The 17,530-nt window shown below is 67.7% G+C and carries 14 protein-coding genes and 1 pseudogene; 8 read left to right on the top strand and 7 right to left on the bottom strand.

All coding sequences use genetic code 11. From position 1 onward, the window contains the following. The first annotated feature begins 177 nt into the window (after positions 1 to 177). A complete protein-coding gene (gene zapE, locus FBZ88_RS29310; RefSeq protein WP_145620521.1) occupies positions 178 to 1,302 on the top strand; it encodes a cell division protein ZapE in 1,125 nt (374 codons plus the stop codon). Here the strand turns inward: zapE and FBZ88_RS29305 are convergent. Then, positions 1,295 to 1,807: a GNAT family N-acetyltransferase gene (locus FBZ88_RS29305; RefSeq protein ID WP_145620520.1), complete on the bottom strand. Its 513-nt coding sequence runs from the start codon at positions 1,805 to 1,807 to the stop codon at positions 1,295 to 1,297. The two genes, zapE and FBZ88_RS29305, sit on opposite strands and share 8 nt — an antisense overlap. 33 nt (positions 1,808 to 1,840) lie before the next feature. Next, the gene (locus FBZ88_RS29300) at positions 1,841 to 2,098 is read right to left on the bottom strand and encodes a type II toxin-antitoxin system TacA family antitoxin (protein ID WP_211102846.1); all 258 of its coding nucleotides are present in this window, start codon (positions 2,096 to 2,098) and stop codon (positions 1,841 to 1,843) included. A gap of 192 nt (positions 2,099 to 2,290) precedes the next feature. Here FBZ88_RS29300 and FBZ88_RS29295 point away from each other — a divergent pair, with 192 nt between their 5' ends. The 7 genes from FBZ88_RS29295 to lpdA all read left to right on the top strand — a co-directional run bounded on the left by FBZ88_RS29295 (position 2,291) and on the right by lpdA (position 13,580). After that, positions 2,291 to 3,556: a DUF2336 domain-containing protein gene (locus FBZ88_RS29295; RefSeq protein WP_145620519.1), complete on the top strand. Its 1,266-nt coding sequence runs from the start codon at positions 2,291 to 2,293 to the stop codon at positions 3,554 to 3,556. A gap of 373 nt (positions 3,557 to 3,929) precedes the next feature. After that, entirely contained in the window at positions 3,930 to 4,889 is a 960-nt protein-coding gene (gene mdh / locus FBZ88_RS29290; RefSeq protein WP_088871985.1) for a malate dehydrogenase, read from the top strand. Between the two features lie 226 nt (positions 4,890 to 5,115). Then, a complete protein-coding gene (sucC, locus tag FBZ88_RS29285; protein ID WP_145620517.1) occupies positions 5,116 to 6,312 on the top strand; it encodes an ADP-forming succinate--CoA ligase subunit beta in 1,197 nt (398 codons plus the stop codon). A 2-nt stretch (positions 6,313 to 6,314) separates the two neighbouring features. Then, complete coding sequence (gene sucD, locus FBZ88_RS29280; protein ID WP_004274388.1) at positions 6,315 to 7,190, top strand: succinate--CoA ligase subunit alpha; 876 nt, start codon at positions 6,315 to 6,317, stop codon at positions 7,188 to 7,190. A 468-nt stretch (positions 7,191 to 7,658) separates the two neighbouring features. Beyond that, positions 7,659 to 10,613, top strand: coding sequence for a 2-oxoglutarate dehydrogenase E1 component (locus FBZ88_RS29275; RefSeq protein ID WP_145620516.1), 2,955 nt, complete (start codon positions 7,659 to 7,661; stop codon positions 10,611 to 10,613). 86 nt (positions 10,614 to 10,699) lie between these two features. After that, complete coding sequence (gene odhB, locus FBZ88_RS29270) at positions 10,700 to 11,932, top strand: 2-oxoglutarate dehydrogenase complex dihydrolipoyllysine-residue succinyltransferase (protein ID WP_145620515.1); 1,233 nt, start codon at positions 10,700 to 10,702, stop codon at positions 11,930 to 11,932. 235 nt (positions 11,933 to 12,167) lie between these two features. Then, the gene (gene lpdA, locus FBZ88_RS29265) at positions 12,168 to 13,580 is read left to right on the top strand and encodes a dihydrolipoyl dehydrogenase (RefSeq protein ID WP_145620514.1); all 1,413 of its coding nucleotides are present in this window, start codon (positions 12,168 to 12,170) and stop codon (positions 13,578 to 13,580) included. A 73-nt stretch (positions 13,581 to 13,653) separates the two neighbouring features. On the opposite strand, the gene FBZ88_RS29260 is transcribed toward lpdA, so the two are convergent. The 5 genes and pseudogenes from FBZ88_RS29260 to FBZ88_RS29240 form a co-directional block, all read right to left on the bottom strand. Further along, positions 13,654 to 14,547, bottom strand: a complete 894-nt coding sequence (locus FBZ88_RS29260) for a DUF2167 domain-containing protein (RefSeq protein ID WP_145620513.1) — start codon at positions 14,545 to 14,547, stop codon at positions 13,654 to 13,656. A gap of 11 nt (positions 14,548 to 14,558) precedes the next feature. Next, entirely contained in the window at positions 14,559 to 15,521 is a 963-nt protein-coding gene (locus FBZ88_RS29255; RefSeq protein ID WP_145620512.1) for a tyrosine recombinase XerC, read from the bottom strand. A 126-nt stretch (positions 15,522 to 15,647) separates the two neighbouring features. Beyond that, positions 15,648 to 16,358 (bottom strand): DUF484 family protein, encoded by a 711-nt coding sequence (locus FBZ88_RS29250; RefSeq protein ID WP_145620510.1) that lies wholly within the window; start codon positions 16,356 to 16,358, stop codon positions 15,648 to 15,650. 114 nt (positions 16,359 to 16,472) lie between these two features. After that, complete coding sequence (fsa, locus tag FBZ88_RS29245) at positions 16,473 to 17,153, bottom strand: fructose-6-phosphate aldolase (protein WP_088871978.1); 681 nt, start codon at positions 17,151 to 17,153, stop codon at positions 16,473 to 16,475. Positions 17,154 to 17,433: 280 nt separating this feature from the next. Beyond that, positions 17,434 to 17,530 (bottom strand): annotated as a pseudogene (locus tag FBZ88_RS29240) (IS110 family transposase); the annotation flags it as partial.

Here is a 17,530-nt window from a genome sequence, read left to right as displayed (position 1 = left end):
TATTGCGCCAGCGGGCCGGTGGGTTCCGGATGCCCCCGTGCCAGGTGAGGCGGCGCAGGGGTGCGTTGATGCCCCGCCGGTTGCTGGAAACGGGCCGTTTCGATATGAGGAACGGCCCCTTTTTCCCGCGCCCGGTGGCCCCTCGTATTCGAAGGTCCCCCATGACTGAAGGCCCCCATGACTGAAGGCCCATTGTCCATCTACCGCGCCCGGCGCGGCACCGGCACGCTGAAGGACGACCCTGCCCAGGAATTGGCGGCGGAGAAGCTGCAGAGTCTGTACCAGGCGTTGCGGGATTACCGCCCGGCGCAGGGCCAGTCCGGCTGGCGCGCCCGTTTCGGCCTGGCGCGGCGGCCGGATCCGGCGCCTCAGGGCCTGTACATCTACGGCGACGTGGGCCGGGGCAAGTCCATGCTGATGGATTTGTTCTTTGAGACGGCGCCGGTGCTGCGCCGCCGTCGCGTCCACTTCCACGCCTTCATGCAGGAGGTGCACCAATCCCTGCACAGCCTGCGGCAGCGTCCCGACCTGCGCCGGAACGGGGCGGACGAGTCGCTGCCGGAACTGGCGCGCACCATCGCCGACCAAGCCTGGCTGCTGTGCTTCGACGAATTCCATGTCACCGACATCGCCGACGCCATGATCCTGGGCCGGCTGTTCACCCACCTGTTCGAGCTGGGGGTGGTGGTGGTGGCGACCAGCAACTGGGCGCCCGACGACCTGTACAAGGACGGCCTGCAGCGCGACCTGTTCCTGCCCTTCATCGCGCTGCTGAAGGAAAAGCTGGACGTGCTGCACCTGGAAGGGGCGCGCGACTACCGCCTGGCCCGCATCCGTGGCCGCCAGGTCTATTTCGACCCGCTGGGCCCGGCCGCAACGGCGGCGCTGGAGAAGACCTTCGGGGAGCTGACGGACGCGCAGCCCACCGCCACCCACCTGATGGTGCAGGGGCGGAGGCTGCCGGTGTCGCGCCAGGCCAAGGGTGTCGCCTGGTTCACCTTCGATGAGCTGTGCCGCCAGCCCCTGGGCCCCGGCGATTACCTGACCATCGCCACGCACTATCACACCGTGCTGCTGGACGGCGTGCCCATGCTGGACCCGTCTTTGCGCAACGAGGCCAAGCGCCTGATGACCTTCATCGACGCCCTCTATGAGCACAAGGTGCACCTGATCATGGCGGCGGAGGCCGCCCCCGGGCAACTCTACCCCGAGGGCCAGCACGCCTTCGAATTCCAGCGCACCGTCAGCCGACTCATGGAAATGCAGTCAGAGGATTACCTGGCGGCTGGGCATCTCACTTAAGGGATTGGGCTTGGCTGGCCAGGCGTTTCAGTGCTGCGGCCACCGGCAGATAGAGTTTCATCGGATGGCTGATGAACGACTGAAAACCCAGGTGTTGGTAGAAGCGCACCGCCGCCTCATCCTTAGCGTCCACGACCAAGGCGAAGACGGCCGGATCTGCCCGGGCTACCCGGCCAATGGCATCGACGATCAAGGCCGAGCCTAGCCCCTGTCCCTTGAAGCGGTCATCGACAGCAAGACGACCGATGAGACCTGCCGGCAGGAGTGGGTAGCGCGGCAGTTTGACAGCGTCTTCCGCAGGTAGGTCGGTGATTGGCAGGCTGGTCGCCGCCAACGTGTAATATGCGGCGACGGTCCCCTCAGCAGAGAGGGCGATGAAGCAGTTACTGACGCGACGCCTGATGTCCTGCGTCACGATTTCCCGAAAATAGCGGTCGAGAGCCGGTACCCCGCAGGCGAAGGCTGCGCGCCCGTGTGCCGCCAAAGGCTCGATCCGGAAGCCCATCCGTCAAGTGCCCATCCGTCAAGTGCCCATCCGTCAAGTGGACGAGATGATGATCGACCGCTGACGGTCGATGGCCCGTTCCAGGGCAGGGGCCAAAGGGGGCAGGTTCAAGATGGCATTGGCCAAGGCTTGCTGATCTTCCAAGGCCAGGCGCAGCAGATGAGTATCCTCCAGCGTGCGCTGGGCGGCGCTGAGGGCTGAATCCACGACAAAATCGCTGAGGCTGCGGCCCTGAAGGTCAGCGGCCCGCTTGACGATTTGCAAGGCTTCCGGCGCGATCCGCGCTTCCAATCGTGCCGTCCGGCTTCGGGACATGGGTAATCTCCTCGGAATAAAGAAAATGTACGGTGATTCACCGGACATAGCAAGTTGATGCGCTTTCATGGACACAAGTCTGGAAGGGACGGTTCCCAAACCGGACATTTCTGAGGCCGACCTGTGTTAAGGTGCGTGCCAACCCCGAGATCCAGCCGGAGGCAGCTTGTGTCGCCGTCCAAGCCGTCCATCGACTATGAGACCGCCAAGACGGTGGCCGCCGGGGGCGACGTGGCGGCGCGGATCGAGTTGGCGAACAGCCCCGACACCCGGCCCGAACTGCTCTATTACCTGGCCGACGACGATGACGAGCGGGTGCGCGGCGCCGTCGTGACCAACGCCATGACGCCGGTGCGCGCCTTCGGCCGCCTGGCGCGCGACCCCAGCGACCGGGTACGCGCCCTGCTGGCGGACAAGCTGACCCGCCTGTTGCCCGACCTGTCGCGACCCGAGGTGGGGGCGGTGCGCGACGTCGCCTTCGCCGCGCTGGAACTGCTGGCCGCCGACCAGGTCATCCGCGTGCGCACGGCGCTGTCCAGCGCGCTGGCCGACGTGGAATGCGCCCCGCCCAAGTTGGCGGTGACCTTGGCCCGCGACGTGGCCAGCGACGTGGCGGGCCCGGTGCTGCGCTGGTGTATGGCTCTGTCGGATGAAGAGCTGCTGGACATCCTGTCCCGCCGGCCCGAGCCCTGGGTGGTGGAGGCGGTGGCCGGCCGGCGCACCGTGTCCCGGCCGGTGGGCGACGCCGTGGTGGCGATGGGCGACCACGGCTCCTGGGCCACCCTTGCCGGCAACCCCGGCGCCGACCTGTCGCCGAAGGCCCGCCGGCTGCTGGCGGAGCGGGGCCACATGCCCATTGGTGGCGTGCCCCCCGAAGAGGTACCTGATCCAAATGCGCCGTCCGGCATCCCTTCGGCCCCGCCCGCCGGCCCGGCGGAGGTGTCGCAGCGCCTGGCCAGCGCGGTGGAGGATGCCCTGCGCGACGGCCTGGCGGGGCAGGGGCTGGACAAGGCGGGGGTGGAGGCGGTGGTGGCCGCCGCCTCCCGCCGGCTGGATTGGGCGGCCGGCTACGGCACGCCGGAAGGCGCGGGGGACAAGGCGGCGCGCTTGGCGGCCTCCGGCGGCCTGAACGAGGATGTGGTGTGCGACGCCCTCAGCTGGGGCGACCGCGACTTCGCCCAGGAGGCGGTCGCGCTGATGGCGCGGGTGCCGGTGGACGCCGTGCGCCGCATCCTGGCGACGCAAAGCCCCAAGGCGGTGACGGCGCTGGCCTGGCGGGCGGGCTTTTCCATGCGCGGCGCCCGCACCCTGCAGGCCCGGGGCGCTGGAATCGCCCCGCGCAAGCTGCTGAACGCGCGGCTGGGGACGGACTACCCCATGACCGACGTCGAGATGCACTGGCACCTGGAGCTGTTCGATATCGTGCCGAAGTGATTGCCGCAGGCCGCCCGCCGCGACGGGGCCCGGCGGTGCACCGCAGCAAGCGGCGCCTGGGGTTGGCGATCGTGCGCCCGGCCCTTGGTTCTGAACCATACCTTTTGCAGGGAGCCTGCCATGGGCGACGCGCGCGCCTGATCGTGTACGGGGCGCCTTGCCCGGCAGGCGGATTCAGGCTAATCAGCCCGCCTGCGGGTTCCCTCGTTCCTCGGGCCCCGAAGGCCGGGCGCCCAGGCGCCTGGGACCCCCGCACGGCGAATTTCCGGGACCTCCGCCCGACGCCTTCAGCCTTGGGCGGCGCGGTCCCCTGTTTCGTTAGCGCCTTATTGTTGAACCCAAATTCGCAACCCAAAGTTCGAGGAACCCAACCATGGCACGCAAGAAGATCGCGCTGGTCGGCGCCGGCCAGATCGGCGGCACCCTGGCCCTGTTGGCCGGCCTGAAGGAGCTTGGCGACATCGTCCTGTTCGACATCCCTGATTTCGAGGGTGTCGCCAAGGGCAAGGCGCTGGACATCGCCGAAGCCGCCCCCGTGGAAGGGTTCGACAGCACCCTGACCGGTGCCTCCGACTATGCCGGCATCGCCGGCGCCGACGTGGTGATCGTCACCGCCGGCGTGCCGCGCAAGCCGGGCATGAGCCGCGACGACCTGGTGGGCATCAACGCCAAGGTGATCAAGAGCGTCGGCGCGGGCATCAAGGAGCATGCTCCGGACGCCTTCGTCATCGTCATCACCAACCCGCTGGACGCCATGGTCGGCCTGATGCAGCAGGTCACCGGCTTCGACCCCGCCAAGGTGGTCGGCATGGCCGGCGTGCTGGACAGCGCCCGCTTCCGCCACTTCCTGGCTGACGAGTTCAAGGTCTCGGTTGAGGACGTCACCGCCTTCGTGCTGGGCGGCCACGGCGACACCATGGTTCCCTCCGTCCGCTACTCCACCGTCGCCGGCATCCCGCTGCCCGACCTGGTGAAGATGGGCTGGACCACGCAGGAGAAGCTGGACCAGATCGTGCAGCGCACCCGTGACGGTGGTGCGGAGATCGTCGGCCTGCTGAAGACCGGCTCCGCCTTCTACGCCCCGGCCGCCTCCGCCATCGCCATGGCCGAGAGCTTCCTGAAGGACAAGAAGCGCGTGCTGCCCTGCGCCGCCAAGCTGACCGGCCAGTACGGCGTGGACGGCCTGTACATCGGCGTGCCGGTGATCATCGGCGCCGGCGGCGTCGAGAAGATCATCGAGATCGAGCTGAACGCCGAGGAAAAGGCCAACTTCGAGAAGTCCGTTGCCGCCGTGCAGCAGCTGGTCGAAGTCACCGCCAAGGTCGCCGGCTGATCGTTCGGGTTCCGGTATGACGTTGTGGATGGCCCCGCCCGCTTCGCGCCGGCGGGGCCATTTGCCAAACAGATACCGGAATAGCGTCCGTAGCCACCCTTCCGTCACTTTACGCGGTTGATCGCCCCGGCATTGCTCTCTACAGTGCCCGCGGCGCGGGGTTGGCCCCGCGATCGGCCGCAAACTTTGCGAGGCCGTTTCCCAACCGGAAGCGGGCGATCCCCGAATGAATATTCATGAATACCAGGCCAAGGGCCTGCTGAAGAAATACGGCGTCGCGGTTCCCCGCGGCGGCGTTGCCTATACCCCCGAAGAGGCCAAGACCGTGGCCACGGACCTGGGCGGCCCGGTGTGGGTCGTGAAGTCCCAGATCCACGCCGGCGGCCGTGGCGCTGGGCGGTTCAAGGAGAACCCCGAGGGCAAGGGCGGCGTCCGCGTCGTGAAGTCGATCGACGACGTCGTGTCCAACGCCAAGGAAATGCTGGGCCACACGCTGGTGACCAAGCAGACCGGTCCGGAAGGCAAGGAGGTCAAGCGCCTCTATGTCGAGGAAGGCTGCGACATCAAGCGCGAGCTGTACCTGTCCCTGCTGCTGGACCGCGCCACCTCCCGCGTCACCGTGATCGCCTCGACCGAGGGCGGCATGGAAATCGAGGAAGTGGCCCACAGCCACCCCGAGAAGATCGTCAAGATCGCCATCGACCCGGTCGGCGGCCTGCAGGGCTACCACGCCCGCCAGATCGCCTTCGGCCTGAAGCTGGAAGGCAAGCAGGTCGGCGCCGCCGTGAAGTTCCTGTCCGCCATGTACAAGGCGTTCGTGGAACTGGACGCCTCGCAGGTCGAGATCAACCCGCTGGTCGTGACCGGCGCCGGTGACATCATCGCCCTCGACGCCAAGATGAACTTCGACGACAACGCCCTCTACCGTCACAAGGACATCGAAGAGCTCCGTGACGAGAGCGAGGAAGAGGCGTCGGAGACCGAGGCCACGAAGCACGGCCTGAACTATGTGAAGCTGGATGGCAACATCGGCTGCATGGTCAACGGTGCCGGCCTGGCCATGGCCACCATGGACATCATCAAGTTGTACGGCGGCGAGCCGGCCAACTTCCTGGACGTGGGCGGCGGCGCCACCCGTGAGCGCGTGACCACCGCGTTCAAGCTCATCCTGTCCGACCCGAATGTCGAAGGCATTCTGGTCAACATCTTCGGCGGCATCATGCGCTGCGACGTCATCGCCGAGGGCGTGGTGGCGGCGGCCCGTGAGGTCAGCCTGCACGTTCCGCTGGTCGTCCGCCTGGAAGGCACCAACGTCGAGCTGGGCAAGAAGATCCTGGCCGAGTCCGGCCTGCCGATCCTGTCCGCCGACAACCTGGCCGACGCCGCTGAAAAGATCGTCAAGGCCGTGAAGGAGGCCGCGTAATCATGGCCGTGTTGGTTGACAAGAACACCAAGGTGATCTGCCAGGGCTTCACCGGCGCGCAGGGCACCTTCCACTCCGAACAGGCCATCGCCTACGGCACCAAGATGGTCGGCGGCGTGACCCCCGGCAAGGGCGGCACCACCCACCTCGACCTGCCGGTGTTCGACACCGTGGCCGAGGCCGTGCACACCACCGGGGCCAACGCCTCGGTGATCTACGTGCCGCCGCCCTTCGCCGCCGACGCCATCCTGGAAGCCATCGACGCGCAGATCCCGCTGGTGGTCTGCATCACCGAAGGTATCCCGGTGCTGGACATGGTGACGGTGAAGCGCGCCCTGGCCGGGTCCAAGACCCGCCTGATCGGCCCGAACTGCCCCGGCGTCATCACCCCGGACGAGTGCAAGATCGGCATCATGCCCGGCCACATCCACAAGCGTGGCAAGATCGGCATCGTCAGCCGCTCCGGCACCCTGACCTATGAGGCCGTGGCGCAGACCACCGCGGCCGGCCTGGGCCAGACCACCTGCATCGGCATCGGCGGCGACCCGGTCAACGGCACCAACTTCGTGGACAGCCTGCAGCTGTTCCTCGATGACCCGGAGACCGAGGGCATCATCATGATCGGTGAGATCGGCGGTTCGGCGGAAGTCGACGGCGCCGAGTTCATCCGCGACAGCAAGACGAAGAAGCCTGTCGTCGGCTTCATCGCCGGCCGCACGGCCCCCCCGGGCCGCCGCATGGGCCATGCTGGCGCCGTGATCTCCGGCGGCAACGACACGGCCGACTTCAAGGTCGAGGCCCTGCGCGCCGCCGGCATCCATGTCGCCGACAGCCCCGCCAGCCTGGGTTCCACCATGCTGAAGGCGCTGAAGGGCTGATACCGGCCTTTCGGTTGAAATGACGATCGGCTCGGGGGCACCGGGCCGGTCCGAGGAGGAACGGCGGCACCCGCCCCAGCACATGTCTGGTACCCGGGGCCGCCGTTTTTCCATGGCTGGCATGAGGCATCGCATCCCTTGCGTCGCTTGACCTGGTGGGATGCTGGTGCCACCTCATTGTTAGCGTGCACATTTACAATTTTGATGGGCACGCGCCCGCGCCGTGATGATCACCTCGTCCAGCGTTGCGCAACAAAAAGGCCGAGTTCTCTCCGGGCTTGATGGTTTTGTTGCGGAAACTGGGCGTTTCTTATGCGTGGTAGGCGTTTTCGTGGCAACGGCCCCACCGCCGTCGCATATTGAAGGCGCAGGTATCATGGCGTAAAAGAACGCGAATTTCGGTCCCATCGGGACGCCTGCCACGTAGACGCGGGCGCCCTATCCCTCCCAGATCAAGCGCAGAGCGCCATGGTAACCGATCAAAGCTCCCTGTTTTTCGCCGGCAACGCGACCTTCGTCGCCGAGCTTTACGCCCGCTACCTGCAGGATCCGGCCTCCGTCGATCCTTCGTGGAGCAGCTTCTTCGCCGGGCTGGATGATGATGCCCGCGTCGTGCTGGGCGAAATCAAGGGGGCGAGCTGGGCGCCCAACAAGGCTGCCGTCATCGGCGTGCCCGATCCCGATGCCAAGCCGGCCGCCCCGGCCAAGGGTGCGAAGGGTGCCAATGGCGCCGCCGCCCCGGCCGCCAATGGCGCCGTGGCCAGTAACGCCATTGGGGGTGGCATCACGCCCGAGCAGCTGCGCCAGGCGCAGCTGGACAGCATCCGCGCCCTGATGCTCATCCGCGCCTACCGCGTCCGTGGCCACCTGATGGCCAAGCTGGACCCGCTGGGTCTGGAGAAGCGCAGCGAGCATCCGGAGCTGGACCCCAAGACCTACGGCTTCACCGACGCCGACCTGGACCGCCCGATCTTCATCAACAACGTGCTGGGGATGGAGACCGCCACCCTGCGCCAGATCGTGGACGCGGTGCAGCGTACCTACTGCGGCCACATCGGCGTGGAGTTCATGCACATCCAGGATCCCGAGCAGAAGGCCTGGATCCAGGAGCGTATCGAGGGCATCCGCAACCAGACCGACTTCACGGTCCAGGGCAAGAAGGCCATCTTGCAGCGCCTGACGGCCGCCGAGGGCTTCGAGCGCTTCCTGCAGCTGAAGTACACCGGCACCAAGCGCTTTGGCCTGGAGGGTGGCGAGGTCTGGGTCCCGGCCATCGAGCAGATCCTGAAGCGCGGCGGTCAGCTGGGCCTGAAGGAACTGGTCATTGGCATGGCGCACCGCGGCCGCCTGAACGTCCTGGCCAACGTGATGAACAAGCCGTACAAGGCCATCTTTTCCGAGTTCCAGGGCAACGCCGCCAATCCCGAGGACGTGCAGGGCTCGGGCGACGTGAAGTACCACCTGGGCACCTCGGCCGACCGCGAGTTCGACGGCAACACCATCCATCTGTCGCTGACGGCCAACCCGTCGCACCTGGAAGTGGTGAACCCGGTCGTGTGCGGCAAGGTTCGCGCCAAGCAGGTTCAGCGCTCCACCATGCCGCCGACGGATGAGGCGCGCGCCGAGGTCATCGGCCTGCTGCTGCACGGCGACGCCGCCTTCGCCGGCCAGGGCCTGGTGCCCGAGACGCTGCTGCTGTCCGAGCTGAAGGGCTACCGCACCGGCGGCATCATCCACATCATCACCAACAACCAGATCGGCTTCACCACCGCGCCGCAGTACGCCCGTTCCGGCCCGTACCCGACGGAAGTGGCCAAGGCCATCCAGGCGCCGATCTTCCACGTCAACGGCGACGATCCCGAGGCCGTGATCCACGTGACGCGCATCGCCGTGGAGTTCCGTCAGAAGTTCCTGAAGGACGTGGTGCTGGACATCGTCTGCTATCGCCGCCAGGGCCACAACGAAGGCGACGAGCCGGCGTTCACCCAGCCGCTGATGTACAAGGCGATCCGCAACCATCCCACCACCCGCGAACTGTACGCCAAGCAGCTGATCGCCGAGGGCGTGATCACCGCCGAGGAAGCCGACGGCTTCGTCAAGGACTTCCATAAGGCCATGGAAGCGGAGTTCGAGGCGTCGACCACCTACAAGCCGAACAAGGCCGACTGGCTGGAGGGCAAGTGGCAGGGCCTGAGCGCCGCCAAGAACGACGACCGCAAGGGCAAGACCGCCGCCCCCATGGATCTGCTGCAGGAAGTGGGCAAAGCCATCTCCGCCGTGCCGGAAGGCGTGGACGTGAACGCCAAGGTGGTGCGCCAGCTCAAGGCCAAGCAGGAGATGTTCGCCTCCGGCAAGGACCTGGACTGGGCCACGGCCGAGGCGCTGGCCTTCGGCACCCTGCTGGTCGAGGGCGTGCCCGTGCGCCTGTCCGGCCAGGACGTGGGCCGCGGCACCTTCTCGCAGCGCCACTGCGTGCTGGTCGACCAGACCACCGAGGCCAAGTACGTGCCCCTGGACCACATCCGTGCCCCGGACCACAAAGAGGGCCAGGCCCGCTTCGAGGTGCACGACAGCCCGCTGTCCGAGGCGGCCGTCCTGGGCTTCGAATACGGTTTCACCCTGGCCGAGCCGCACGCCCTGGTCCTGTGGGAGGCTCAGTTCGGTGACTTCATCAATGGCGCCCAGGCCATCATCGACCAGTTCATCAGCTCGGGCGAAAGCAAGTGGCTGCGCATGTCCGGCCTGACCATGCTGCTGCCGCACGGCTATGAGGGCCAGGGTCCGGAGCATAGTTCCGCCCGCCTGGAGCGCTTCCTGCAGCTGTCCGGCGAGGACAACTGGCAGATCGTGAACTGCACCACCCCGGCCAACTACTTCCATGTGCTGCGCCGCCAGGTGAACCGCGAGTTCCGCAAGCCGCTGGTGGTCTTCAGCCCCAAGTCGCTGTTGCGTCACAAGCTGTGCGTCAGCGACCTGGCCATGTTCACCGGCAACGAGTCGTTCCACCGCGTCCTGTATGAGACCGGCGTGGATCTGGTCGAGCCGGAGAAGATCCGCCGCGTCGTCCTCTGCTCGGGCAAGGTCTACTACGACCTGTTCCAGGAGCGTGAGAACCGGGGCGTGAAGGACGTGGCCTTCCTACGCCTGGAGCAGCTGTATCCCTTCCCGGGCGATGCCCTGAAGGTGGAGCTGGCCAAGTATCCCAACGCCGAGGTGGTGTGGTGCCAGGAAGAGCCGGCCAACATGGGCGCCTGGAGCTTCGTCGACCGCCGCATCGAGGGCGTGCTGAAGGAACTGAACCACAAGGCCGGCCGTCCGTCCTACGTGGGCCGCCCCGAAGCCGCCTCGCCGGCCGCCGGCCAGCTGAAGCGCCACAACCAGGAACTGGCCAAGTTCCTGGACGAGGCGCTGACCATCGCTTGATCCGATGACGTTCCGGGGCCCGTTGCGGCCCCGGAATGATTTTATTCTGAAACCCTTTGTTAGAAACGAACCAAGGTCCCAAAAACATGGCGACGGAAATCCTGGTGCCCACCCTCGGCGAGTCCGTGTCGGAAGCGACGGTCGCGCGGTGGCTGAAGAAGGTTGGCGACAGCGTCAAGGCGGATGAAACGCTGGTGGAGCTGGAGACCGACAAGGTCACCTTGGAAGTCAACGCCCCGGCCGCCGGCACGCTGGGCGAAATCCGCGCCGCCGAGGGCGCCAACGTGGGCGTGAGCGCCGTCCTGGGCGTGATCACCGAGGGTGGCGCCGCCGCTGCGGCCGCCCCTGCCGCCGCTGCTCCGGCCCCGGCCAAGACCGCCGCCCCGGCCCCCGCCGCCGCTGCGCCGGCCGCCAACGGTTCCGCCGGCGTGATGCCCGCCGCCGCCAAGATCGCCGCCGACGCCGGCGTCAACCCGGCCGCCATCGCCGGCACCGGCAAGGACGGCCGCGTCACCAAGGGTGACGTGATCGACCACCTGGCCGCGCCGAAGGCCGCCCCGGCCCCCGTCGCCGCCCCGGCCCCGATCGCCAAGGCCCCGGCCGGCCCGCGCGCCCGCGCCGATCGTGAGGAGCGGGTGCGCATGACCCGCCTGCGGCAGACCATCGCCGCCCGCCTGAAGGACGCCCAGAACACCGCGGCCATGCTGACCACCTACAACGAGGTGGACATGACCAACGTGATGAAGCTGCGCAACGAGCTGAAGGACCAGTTCGAGAAGAAGCACGGCGTGAAGCTGGGCTTCATGTCCTTCTTCGTGAAGGCCTGCCTGGTCGCTCTGAAGGAGATCCCGGCCGTCAACGCCGAGATCGAGGGCACCGACCTGATCTACAAGAACTACTACGACATCGGCGTCGCCGTCGGCACGCCGTCCGGTCTGGTGGTTCCGGTGGTGCGCGACGCCGACCAGATGGGCTTCGCCAAGATCGAGCAGTCGATCAACGAGCTGGGCAAGAAGGCCCGCGACGGCAAGCTGTCCATGGAGGACATGACCGGCGGCACCTTCACCATCTCCAACGGTGGCGTGTACGGCTCGCTGATGAGCTCGCCCATCCTGAACGCCCCGCAGTCGGGCATCCTGGGCATGCACAAGATCCAGGAGCGTCCCATGGTCGTCGGCGGCCAGATCGTCATCCGCCCGATGATGTACCTGGCCCTGTCCTACGATCACCGCATCATCGACGGCCGCGAGGCCGTGACCTTCCTGGTGCGCGTCAAGGAATGCATCGAAAACCCGGAACGCATCCTGCTGGATGTCTGATCCGACGGACGGGGGGCCCCACGGCCCCCCGTTTGCTGACTGCCTGACCGCCTAATCCAACAATCAGCGCCAAAGCCTCCAGCGCCATACTTTACGGAGCGCAGCGACTAGGACGCGACCGCGTCCGCCGCAGCGAGCACCGCAGGGCGCAGCGAGGATAAGCCAAGGGCCGGATGGCCCGCCGGCGTTTGAGGCCAACTGAGACCTCCGCCCGGCGCCTGAGGGAACAGAAAACATGACCACCGAAACCCAATTCGATCTCGTCGTCATCGGCAGCGGCCCCGGCGGTTACGTCGCGGCCATCCGCGCGGCCCAGCTGGGCATGAAGGTCGCCTGCGTCGAGATGCGCAAGACCCTGGGCGGCACCTGCCTGAACGTGGGCTGCATCCCCTCCAAGGCCCTGCTGGTCGCCAGCGAGAAGTTCGAGGAAGCGTCCCACTCCCTGGGCAACTTCGGCGTGAAGGTCTCGGGCGTCGAGCTCGACCTGTCCACGATGATGAAGCACAAGGAAAAGACGGTCGAATCCAACGTCACCGGCGTGGAATTCCTGTTCAAGAAGAACAAGATCACCCGCTTTACCGGCAAGGGCAGCATCGCCGCCCCGGGCCAGGTGACGGTGACCAAGGAGGACGGCTCCACCGAGACCGTCACCGCCAAGAACATCCTGATCGCCACCGGCTCCGACGTCATGCCCCTGCCGGGCGTGACCATCGACGAGAAGCGCATCGTCTCCTCCACCGGCGCCCTGGACCTGACCGAGGTGCCGAAGCGCCTGGTGGTCATCGGCGGTGGCGTCATCGGGCTGGAGCTGGGCTCCGTCTGGCAGCGCCTGGGCGCGCAGGTCACGGTGGTGGAGTTCCTGGACCGCATCCTGCCCGGCATGGACGGTGAGGTCTCCAAGCAGTCCCAGCGCATCCTGGGCAAGCAGGGCCTGACCTTCAAGCTGTCGACCAAGGTCACCTCGGCCGTGGCCGCCGACACCGGCGTCACCCTGACGGTGGAGCCCGCGGCCGGCGGCACGGCCGAGACCATCGAGGCCGACGTGGTGCTGGTGGCCATCGGCCGCCGCCCCTACACTGAGGGCCTGGGCCTGGACAAGGTCGGCGTCGAGCTGGATGAGCGCAAGCGCGTCAAGACCGACCACCACTTCCGCACCAACGTGCCCGGCATCTGGGCCATCGGCGACGTGATCGCCGGCGCCATGCTGGCCCACAAGGCCGAGGAAGAGGGCGTGGTCTGCGCCGAGGTGATGGCGGGCCAGTCCGGCCACATCAACTACGACGCCATCCCGGGCGTGGTCTACACCTGGCCGGAAATCGCCGCCGTCGGCAAGACGGAGGAGCAGCTGAAGGCCGAGGGCGTGGCCTACAAGGTCGGCAAGTTCCCCTTCACCGCCAACGGCCGCGCCCGCTCCATGCAGGCCACCGAGGGCTTCGTGAAGCTGCTGGCCGACGCCCACTCCGACAAGCTGCTGGGCGCGCACATCATCGGCGCCTCGGCCGGCGAGATGATCGAGGAGCTGGCCCTGGCCCTGGAATTCGGCGCCTCGTCCGAAGACATCGCCCGCACCAGCCACGCCCACCCCACGCTGACCGAGGCCATCAAGGAAGCGGCCCTGGGCGTGCTGGGCCGCACCATCCACATGTAAGCTTTCCCGTCCGGGAATGCGGAAGCGGCGCCGGGTCTCCCCCGGCGCCGTTTTGCATTCAGGGCCTCTTAGTTCACGACCAGGGCCCCTTGGGGCCGTCATGATCCTGGCGCCTGGGCGGTGGGGGCGGGATGGGTGGCCCTTGATCCCGCGCCGGTGGCGGCTTCGGCCCCCAATAGCGGCGCAGGCGCGGCGCGCCCAACATCATGATCAGCACCGCCACCAGATAGATGAAGTTCTGGCTGCGGATGCCATTCCACAGATGGTCCAGCAGGCCGCCCTTCACCAGGGCGTCGCCGGCGACCAGGCCGCTGAGGCCCAGGGTGACGGACTGGTCGGCCACGGGCACGTAGTCGCGATAGCCGTTGCCGGGGGTGAAGCGCAGCATGGACAGCAGCGCCGGCATCTGGCCCTCGATGGCCGGCAGGTCGCTCATGCGGGCGGCGATGTCCAGGCCCAGCACGCCGCGCCGGCCCAGCAGGCGGGCGTGATAGTCCAGCCCGTCAACGGCCCCGCCGTCGGCTTGGCGCCGCGTGGCCCAGATCAGCGTGTGGCTGGCGCTGTCGTAGGCGGGGGGCTGGGCCCAGCCCGTCAGGCGCGGTCCGCCACTGTCGGCGGATTTCAACGCCGACAGCAGGGCGTCGGCGTCCAGCCGGCCGGCATCCAGGTCGCTGACGTGGCCGCTGCCGTCATAGCTCAGGGCCACCAGCCAGGCGGGATCGGGGGCTGATCCTACGGGCACGAGCAGGCCCAGCCCGGCACCGCCGGCCAGGGGGCGTCCCTGCCAGTGCCGGCTGAGGAAGTCCTGAGTGTCGGCACCGGCCACGTATTGGAAGGCGGGGCTGGGGGTCAGGGTGACGGCCTTGTCCGCCAGCGAGATCGGGGTCTCATCCGTGGCGGCGGCCGGCGGGGTGACGCCTAGAAGCGCGGCGCACAGCAGCGGGGCCAGCAGTCTCATCAGCCGCATGGGGCCATTCCTCAAGAGCGGTTGCCGCGTCGGGCCCGGGGGTGCGCCGTCTCATAGACCGACAGCAGCTGCTCGGCATCCACGTCGGTGTAGCGCTGGGTGGTGGACAGGCTGGCATGGCCCAGCAGGTCCTGGATGGCGCGCAAATCGGCGCCCCCGCCCAGCAGATGGGTGGCGAAGCTGTGGCGCAGGGCGTGCGGCGTGGCGGTGTCGGGCAGGCCCAGCAGCTGCCGCAGGGTCTGCATGGCCAGGCGCGCCACCCGGTCGTTCAGACGGTCCCCGCGCACGCCCACGAAGAGCGGCCCGCTAGCGGGCAGGGGGTGGGGGCAGGCCTCGATATAGGCGGCCAGCGCCTGGCGCACGGCCGGCAGGACGGGCACGTCGCGCTGCTTCGATCCCTTGCCGGTGACCCGCAGGGTGTCGCTGTCCAGCGGCGCCTCCCCCCGCGTCAGGCGCAGGGCCTCGTCCATGCGCAGGCCGCAGCCGTACAGCAGGGTGAACAGGGCGCGGTCGCGCAGGCCCGCCCAGGGCGATTCGGGGATGTCGGACGATTCCTCCAGCAGAGTGCCGGCGTCATCCACCGTCAGGGGGCGGGGGATGGGGCGCTTCACCTTGGGCGCGTTCAGCAGGCCGATGGCGGGGTTGTGCAGCCGGCCCGACCGGTCCAGCCAGCGGAACAGGTTGCGCACGCCCGAAACGGCGCGGGCCCGGCTGGCGGCGATGGCGCCCTCACCCGCGCGGGCCGCCAGCCAGGCGCGGAAGTCGCCCAGCTTTGCCCCGCCCAGGTCGTTCAGGCTGGGCGCCCGGCCCAGATGCTCCGTCAGAAAGGACAGGAAGGCGGCGACGTCGCCCTGGTAGGCGCGCAGCGTATGGGGCGAGGCCGTCTTCTCCGACGTCAGCCAGCGCCGCCACTCCTCCAGCGCCGCCGCCACATCCGGCGCGCAGGAATATCCCAGGGCGGGGGACTTGGTCATGATGATCTCTCTAGCGCACCTTATATAGGCCCCGACGGGGGCCGCCGGAGCTTTCCGGGGAGCATCAGCGCACTGGAAAGCGAGGACAAGCCAAGGGGCGGATGCCCCGCCGGCGCTTGAGGCAACTCAAAGAGTCAACCAGTTCCGGATACACCGTTCCACCACCCGGGCCAGGAAGCTCAGCAGTTCGGTACCCTGGCCAGGGTGGAACAGGTCGGCGTCGCGCGAGGCGAAGGCCAGCAGGCCCGCCGGCGCGTCGGGGGCGATCTGCAGGCGCACCAGCGCCTCCGATCGCACGATGGGCGCGGCGGGGCCGTAGATTTCGGCCATGCCCTGGATGTTGCCGCGCAGGATGATGTCGCGCTTGCCTATCCACTGGCTGATGGCGCCGGTCTCCACCAGCTGCAGGCCGCTGCGCTCGGCATGCAGGACCAGGCGGCTGTCCTCCGGCTGTTCCATCACCAGGCAGGCCAGGTCCAGGTCCAGAAGGACGGCCAGGTCGGTGGTGATGGTCTGGATCAGGTGCTCGAAGCTCTGCGCGTCCATCAGGTAGAGGGCCGCGGCGTGCACCCGGCTCTGGTTGTTGATGTTGGCGCGGGCGGTGGCGATCAGCTCTTCCTGCTGGGCCGTCAGGTCGGCCACTTCGCGCCGCAGCTTCAGCAGCATGAAGTGCTGCAGGTCGGCCACCCCGTTGCCCCGGTTCTCCGGCGGTGGGATCAGATGGTGGACCACGTCGGGATGCTGCTGCAGGAAATCCGGGGTCTCGCGCAGGTATGTCGCCACATCCTCCGCGGTCAGGGCATCGCCCAAGGCGCTGTGCGGTGTCTTGCCGCCCATATGCTGGTTCTTCCCTTCAGGCCGGCTCGCCCGGCGGTCCCATGGGTTCAAACGCAAACCGGCCCGCCCATCGCTGGGCGGACCGGTCAGGCATCCGCTGGAACGCGACAGGGATCAGCGGGTCGGCAGCGGCTGATCCAGAATAGTCTGCCCGGTCTTGGCCCAGTCCGCAACGAACTGCGCCAGGCCCTTATCGGTCAGCACATGGTTGAACAGCTGGCGGATGACCGAGGGCGGCATGGTGGCCACGTGGGCGCCCATCTTGGCCGACTGGGTGACGTGGATGGGGTTGCGGATGGAGGCGACCAGGACCTCGGTGGTGAAGTCCGGGTAGTTGTCATAGATGGTGACGATCTCTTCGATCAGGCTCAGGCCGTCCTGGCCCATGTCGTCCAGGCGGCCGACGAAGGGCGAGACGAAGGTGGCGCCGGCCTTGGCGGCCAGGATGGCCTGTGCGGCGGAGAAGCACAGGGTCACGTTGACCATGGTGCCTTCCTGCGACAGGTGGTGGCAGACCTTCAGGCCCGCCGGGGTCAGGGGCACCTTCACCGCCACGTTGGGGGCGATCTTGGCCAGGTGCTTGCCTTCCTTCAGCATGGTCTCGAAATCGGTCGAGGCGACTTCGGCGCTGACGGGGCCCTTCACCACGTCGCAGATCTCGGCGATCAGGTCGATGAAGCTGCTGTGACCGGACTTGGCGACCAGCGACGGGTTGGTGGTGACGCCGTCCAGCAGGCCGGTGGAGGCCAGCTCGCGAATGTCGTTGATGTCGGCGGTATCGACGAAGAACTTCATGGGGGAATGCCCTCAGGATCTGGATCAGGACCGGGGCCCGCCCCCGGGTTGGCCGGCACTCTAGCGGAGGCCGCACCCCGGTGCACGGGCTGAAATGGCGGGCGGGAGGATGGGGGGCATGCGCGCCTGGTGGCGGCCATCACTATAGGGGACCACCGGCATGAAACCCTGTCTCATGCCGGTGTAGGACGCGACCGCGTCCGCCGCAGGTTTCTGGGGAGCGTAGCGGACTGGAAACCGAGCGACTGTCTTTGCGGTCAAGCGGTTTTGGGGTCCCATGGCTTTGATCCCGGATGATGGCATTGAGGATGGTGAGCAGCTTTCTGGCGACGGCGATGATGGCCACCATTCTGGGCTTGCCGGCGGCCAGCAGCGTG

Source organism: Nitrospirillum bahiense (genome assembly GCF_007828025.1).
In the GTDB taxonomy this organism is placed as follows: domain Bacteria; phylum Pseudomonadota; class Alphaproteobacteria; order Azospirillales; family Azospirillaceae; genus Nitrospirillum; species Nitrospirillum amazonense.
This window is presented reverse-complemented; position numbering and strand designations above follow the sequence as displayed.

Excerpts from the sequence above, each read along its gene's own strand:
- zapE (WP_145620521.1), top strand. The coding sequence starts at position 178 with ATGACTGAAGGCCCATTGTCCATCTACCGCGCCCGGCGCGGCACCGGC.
- FBZ88_RS29305 (WP_145620520.1), bottom strand. The coding sequence starts at position 1,807 with ATGGGCTTCCGGATCGAGCCTTTGGCGGCACACGGGCGCGCAGCCTTC.
- mdh (WP_088871985.1), top strand. The coding sequence starts at position 3,930 with ATGGCACGCAAGAAGATCGCGCTGGTCGGCGCCGGCCAGATCGGCGGC.
- sucC (WP_145620517.1), top strand. The coding sequence starts at position 5,116 with ATGAATATTCATGAATACCAGGCCAAGGGCCTGCTGAAGAAATACGGC.
- sucD (WP_004274388.1), top strand. The coding sequence starts at position 6,315 with ATGGCCGTGTTGGTTGACAAGAACACCAAGGTGATCTGCCAGGGCTTC.
- FBZ88_RS29275 (WP_145620516.1), top strand. The coding sequence starts at position 7,659 with ATGGTAACCGATCAAAGCTCCCTGTTTTTCGCCGGCAACGCGACCTTC.
- odhB (WP_145620515.1), top strand. The coding sequence starts at position 10,700 with ATGGCGACGGAAATCCTGGTGCCCACCCTCGGCGAGTCCGTGTCGGAA.
- lpdA (WP_145620514.1), top strand. The coding sequence starts at position 12,168 with ATGACCACCGAAACCCAATTCGATCTCGTCGTCATCGGCAGCGGCCCC.
- FBZ88_RS29260 (WP_145620513.1), bottom strand. The coding sequence starts at position 14,547 with ATGCGGCTGATGAGACTGCTGGCCCCGCTGCTGTGCGCCGCGCTTCTA.
- FBZ88_RS29255 (WP_145620512.1), bottom strand. The coding sequence starts at position 15,521 with ATGACCAAGTCCCCCGCCCTGGGATATTCCTGCGCGCCGGATGTGGCG.
- FBZ88_RS29250 (WP_145620510.1), bottom strand. The coding sequence starts at position 16,358 with ATGGGCGGCAAGACACCGCACAGCGCCTTGGGCGATGCCCTGACCGCG.
- fsa (WP_088871978.1), bottom strand. The coding sequence starts at position 17,153 with ATGAAGTTCTTCGTCGATACCGCCGACATCAACGACATTCGCGAGCTG.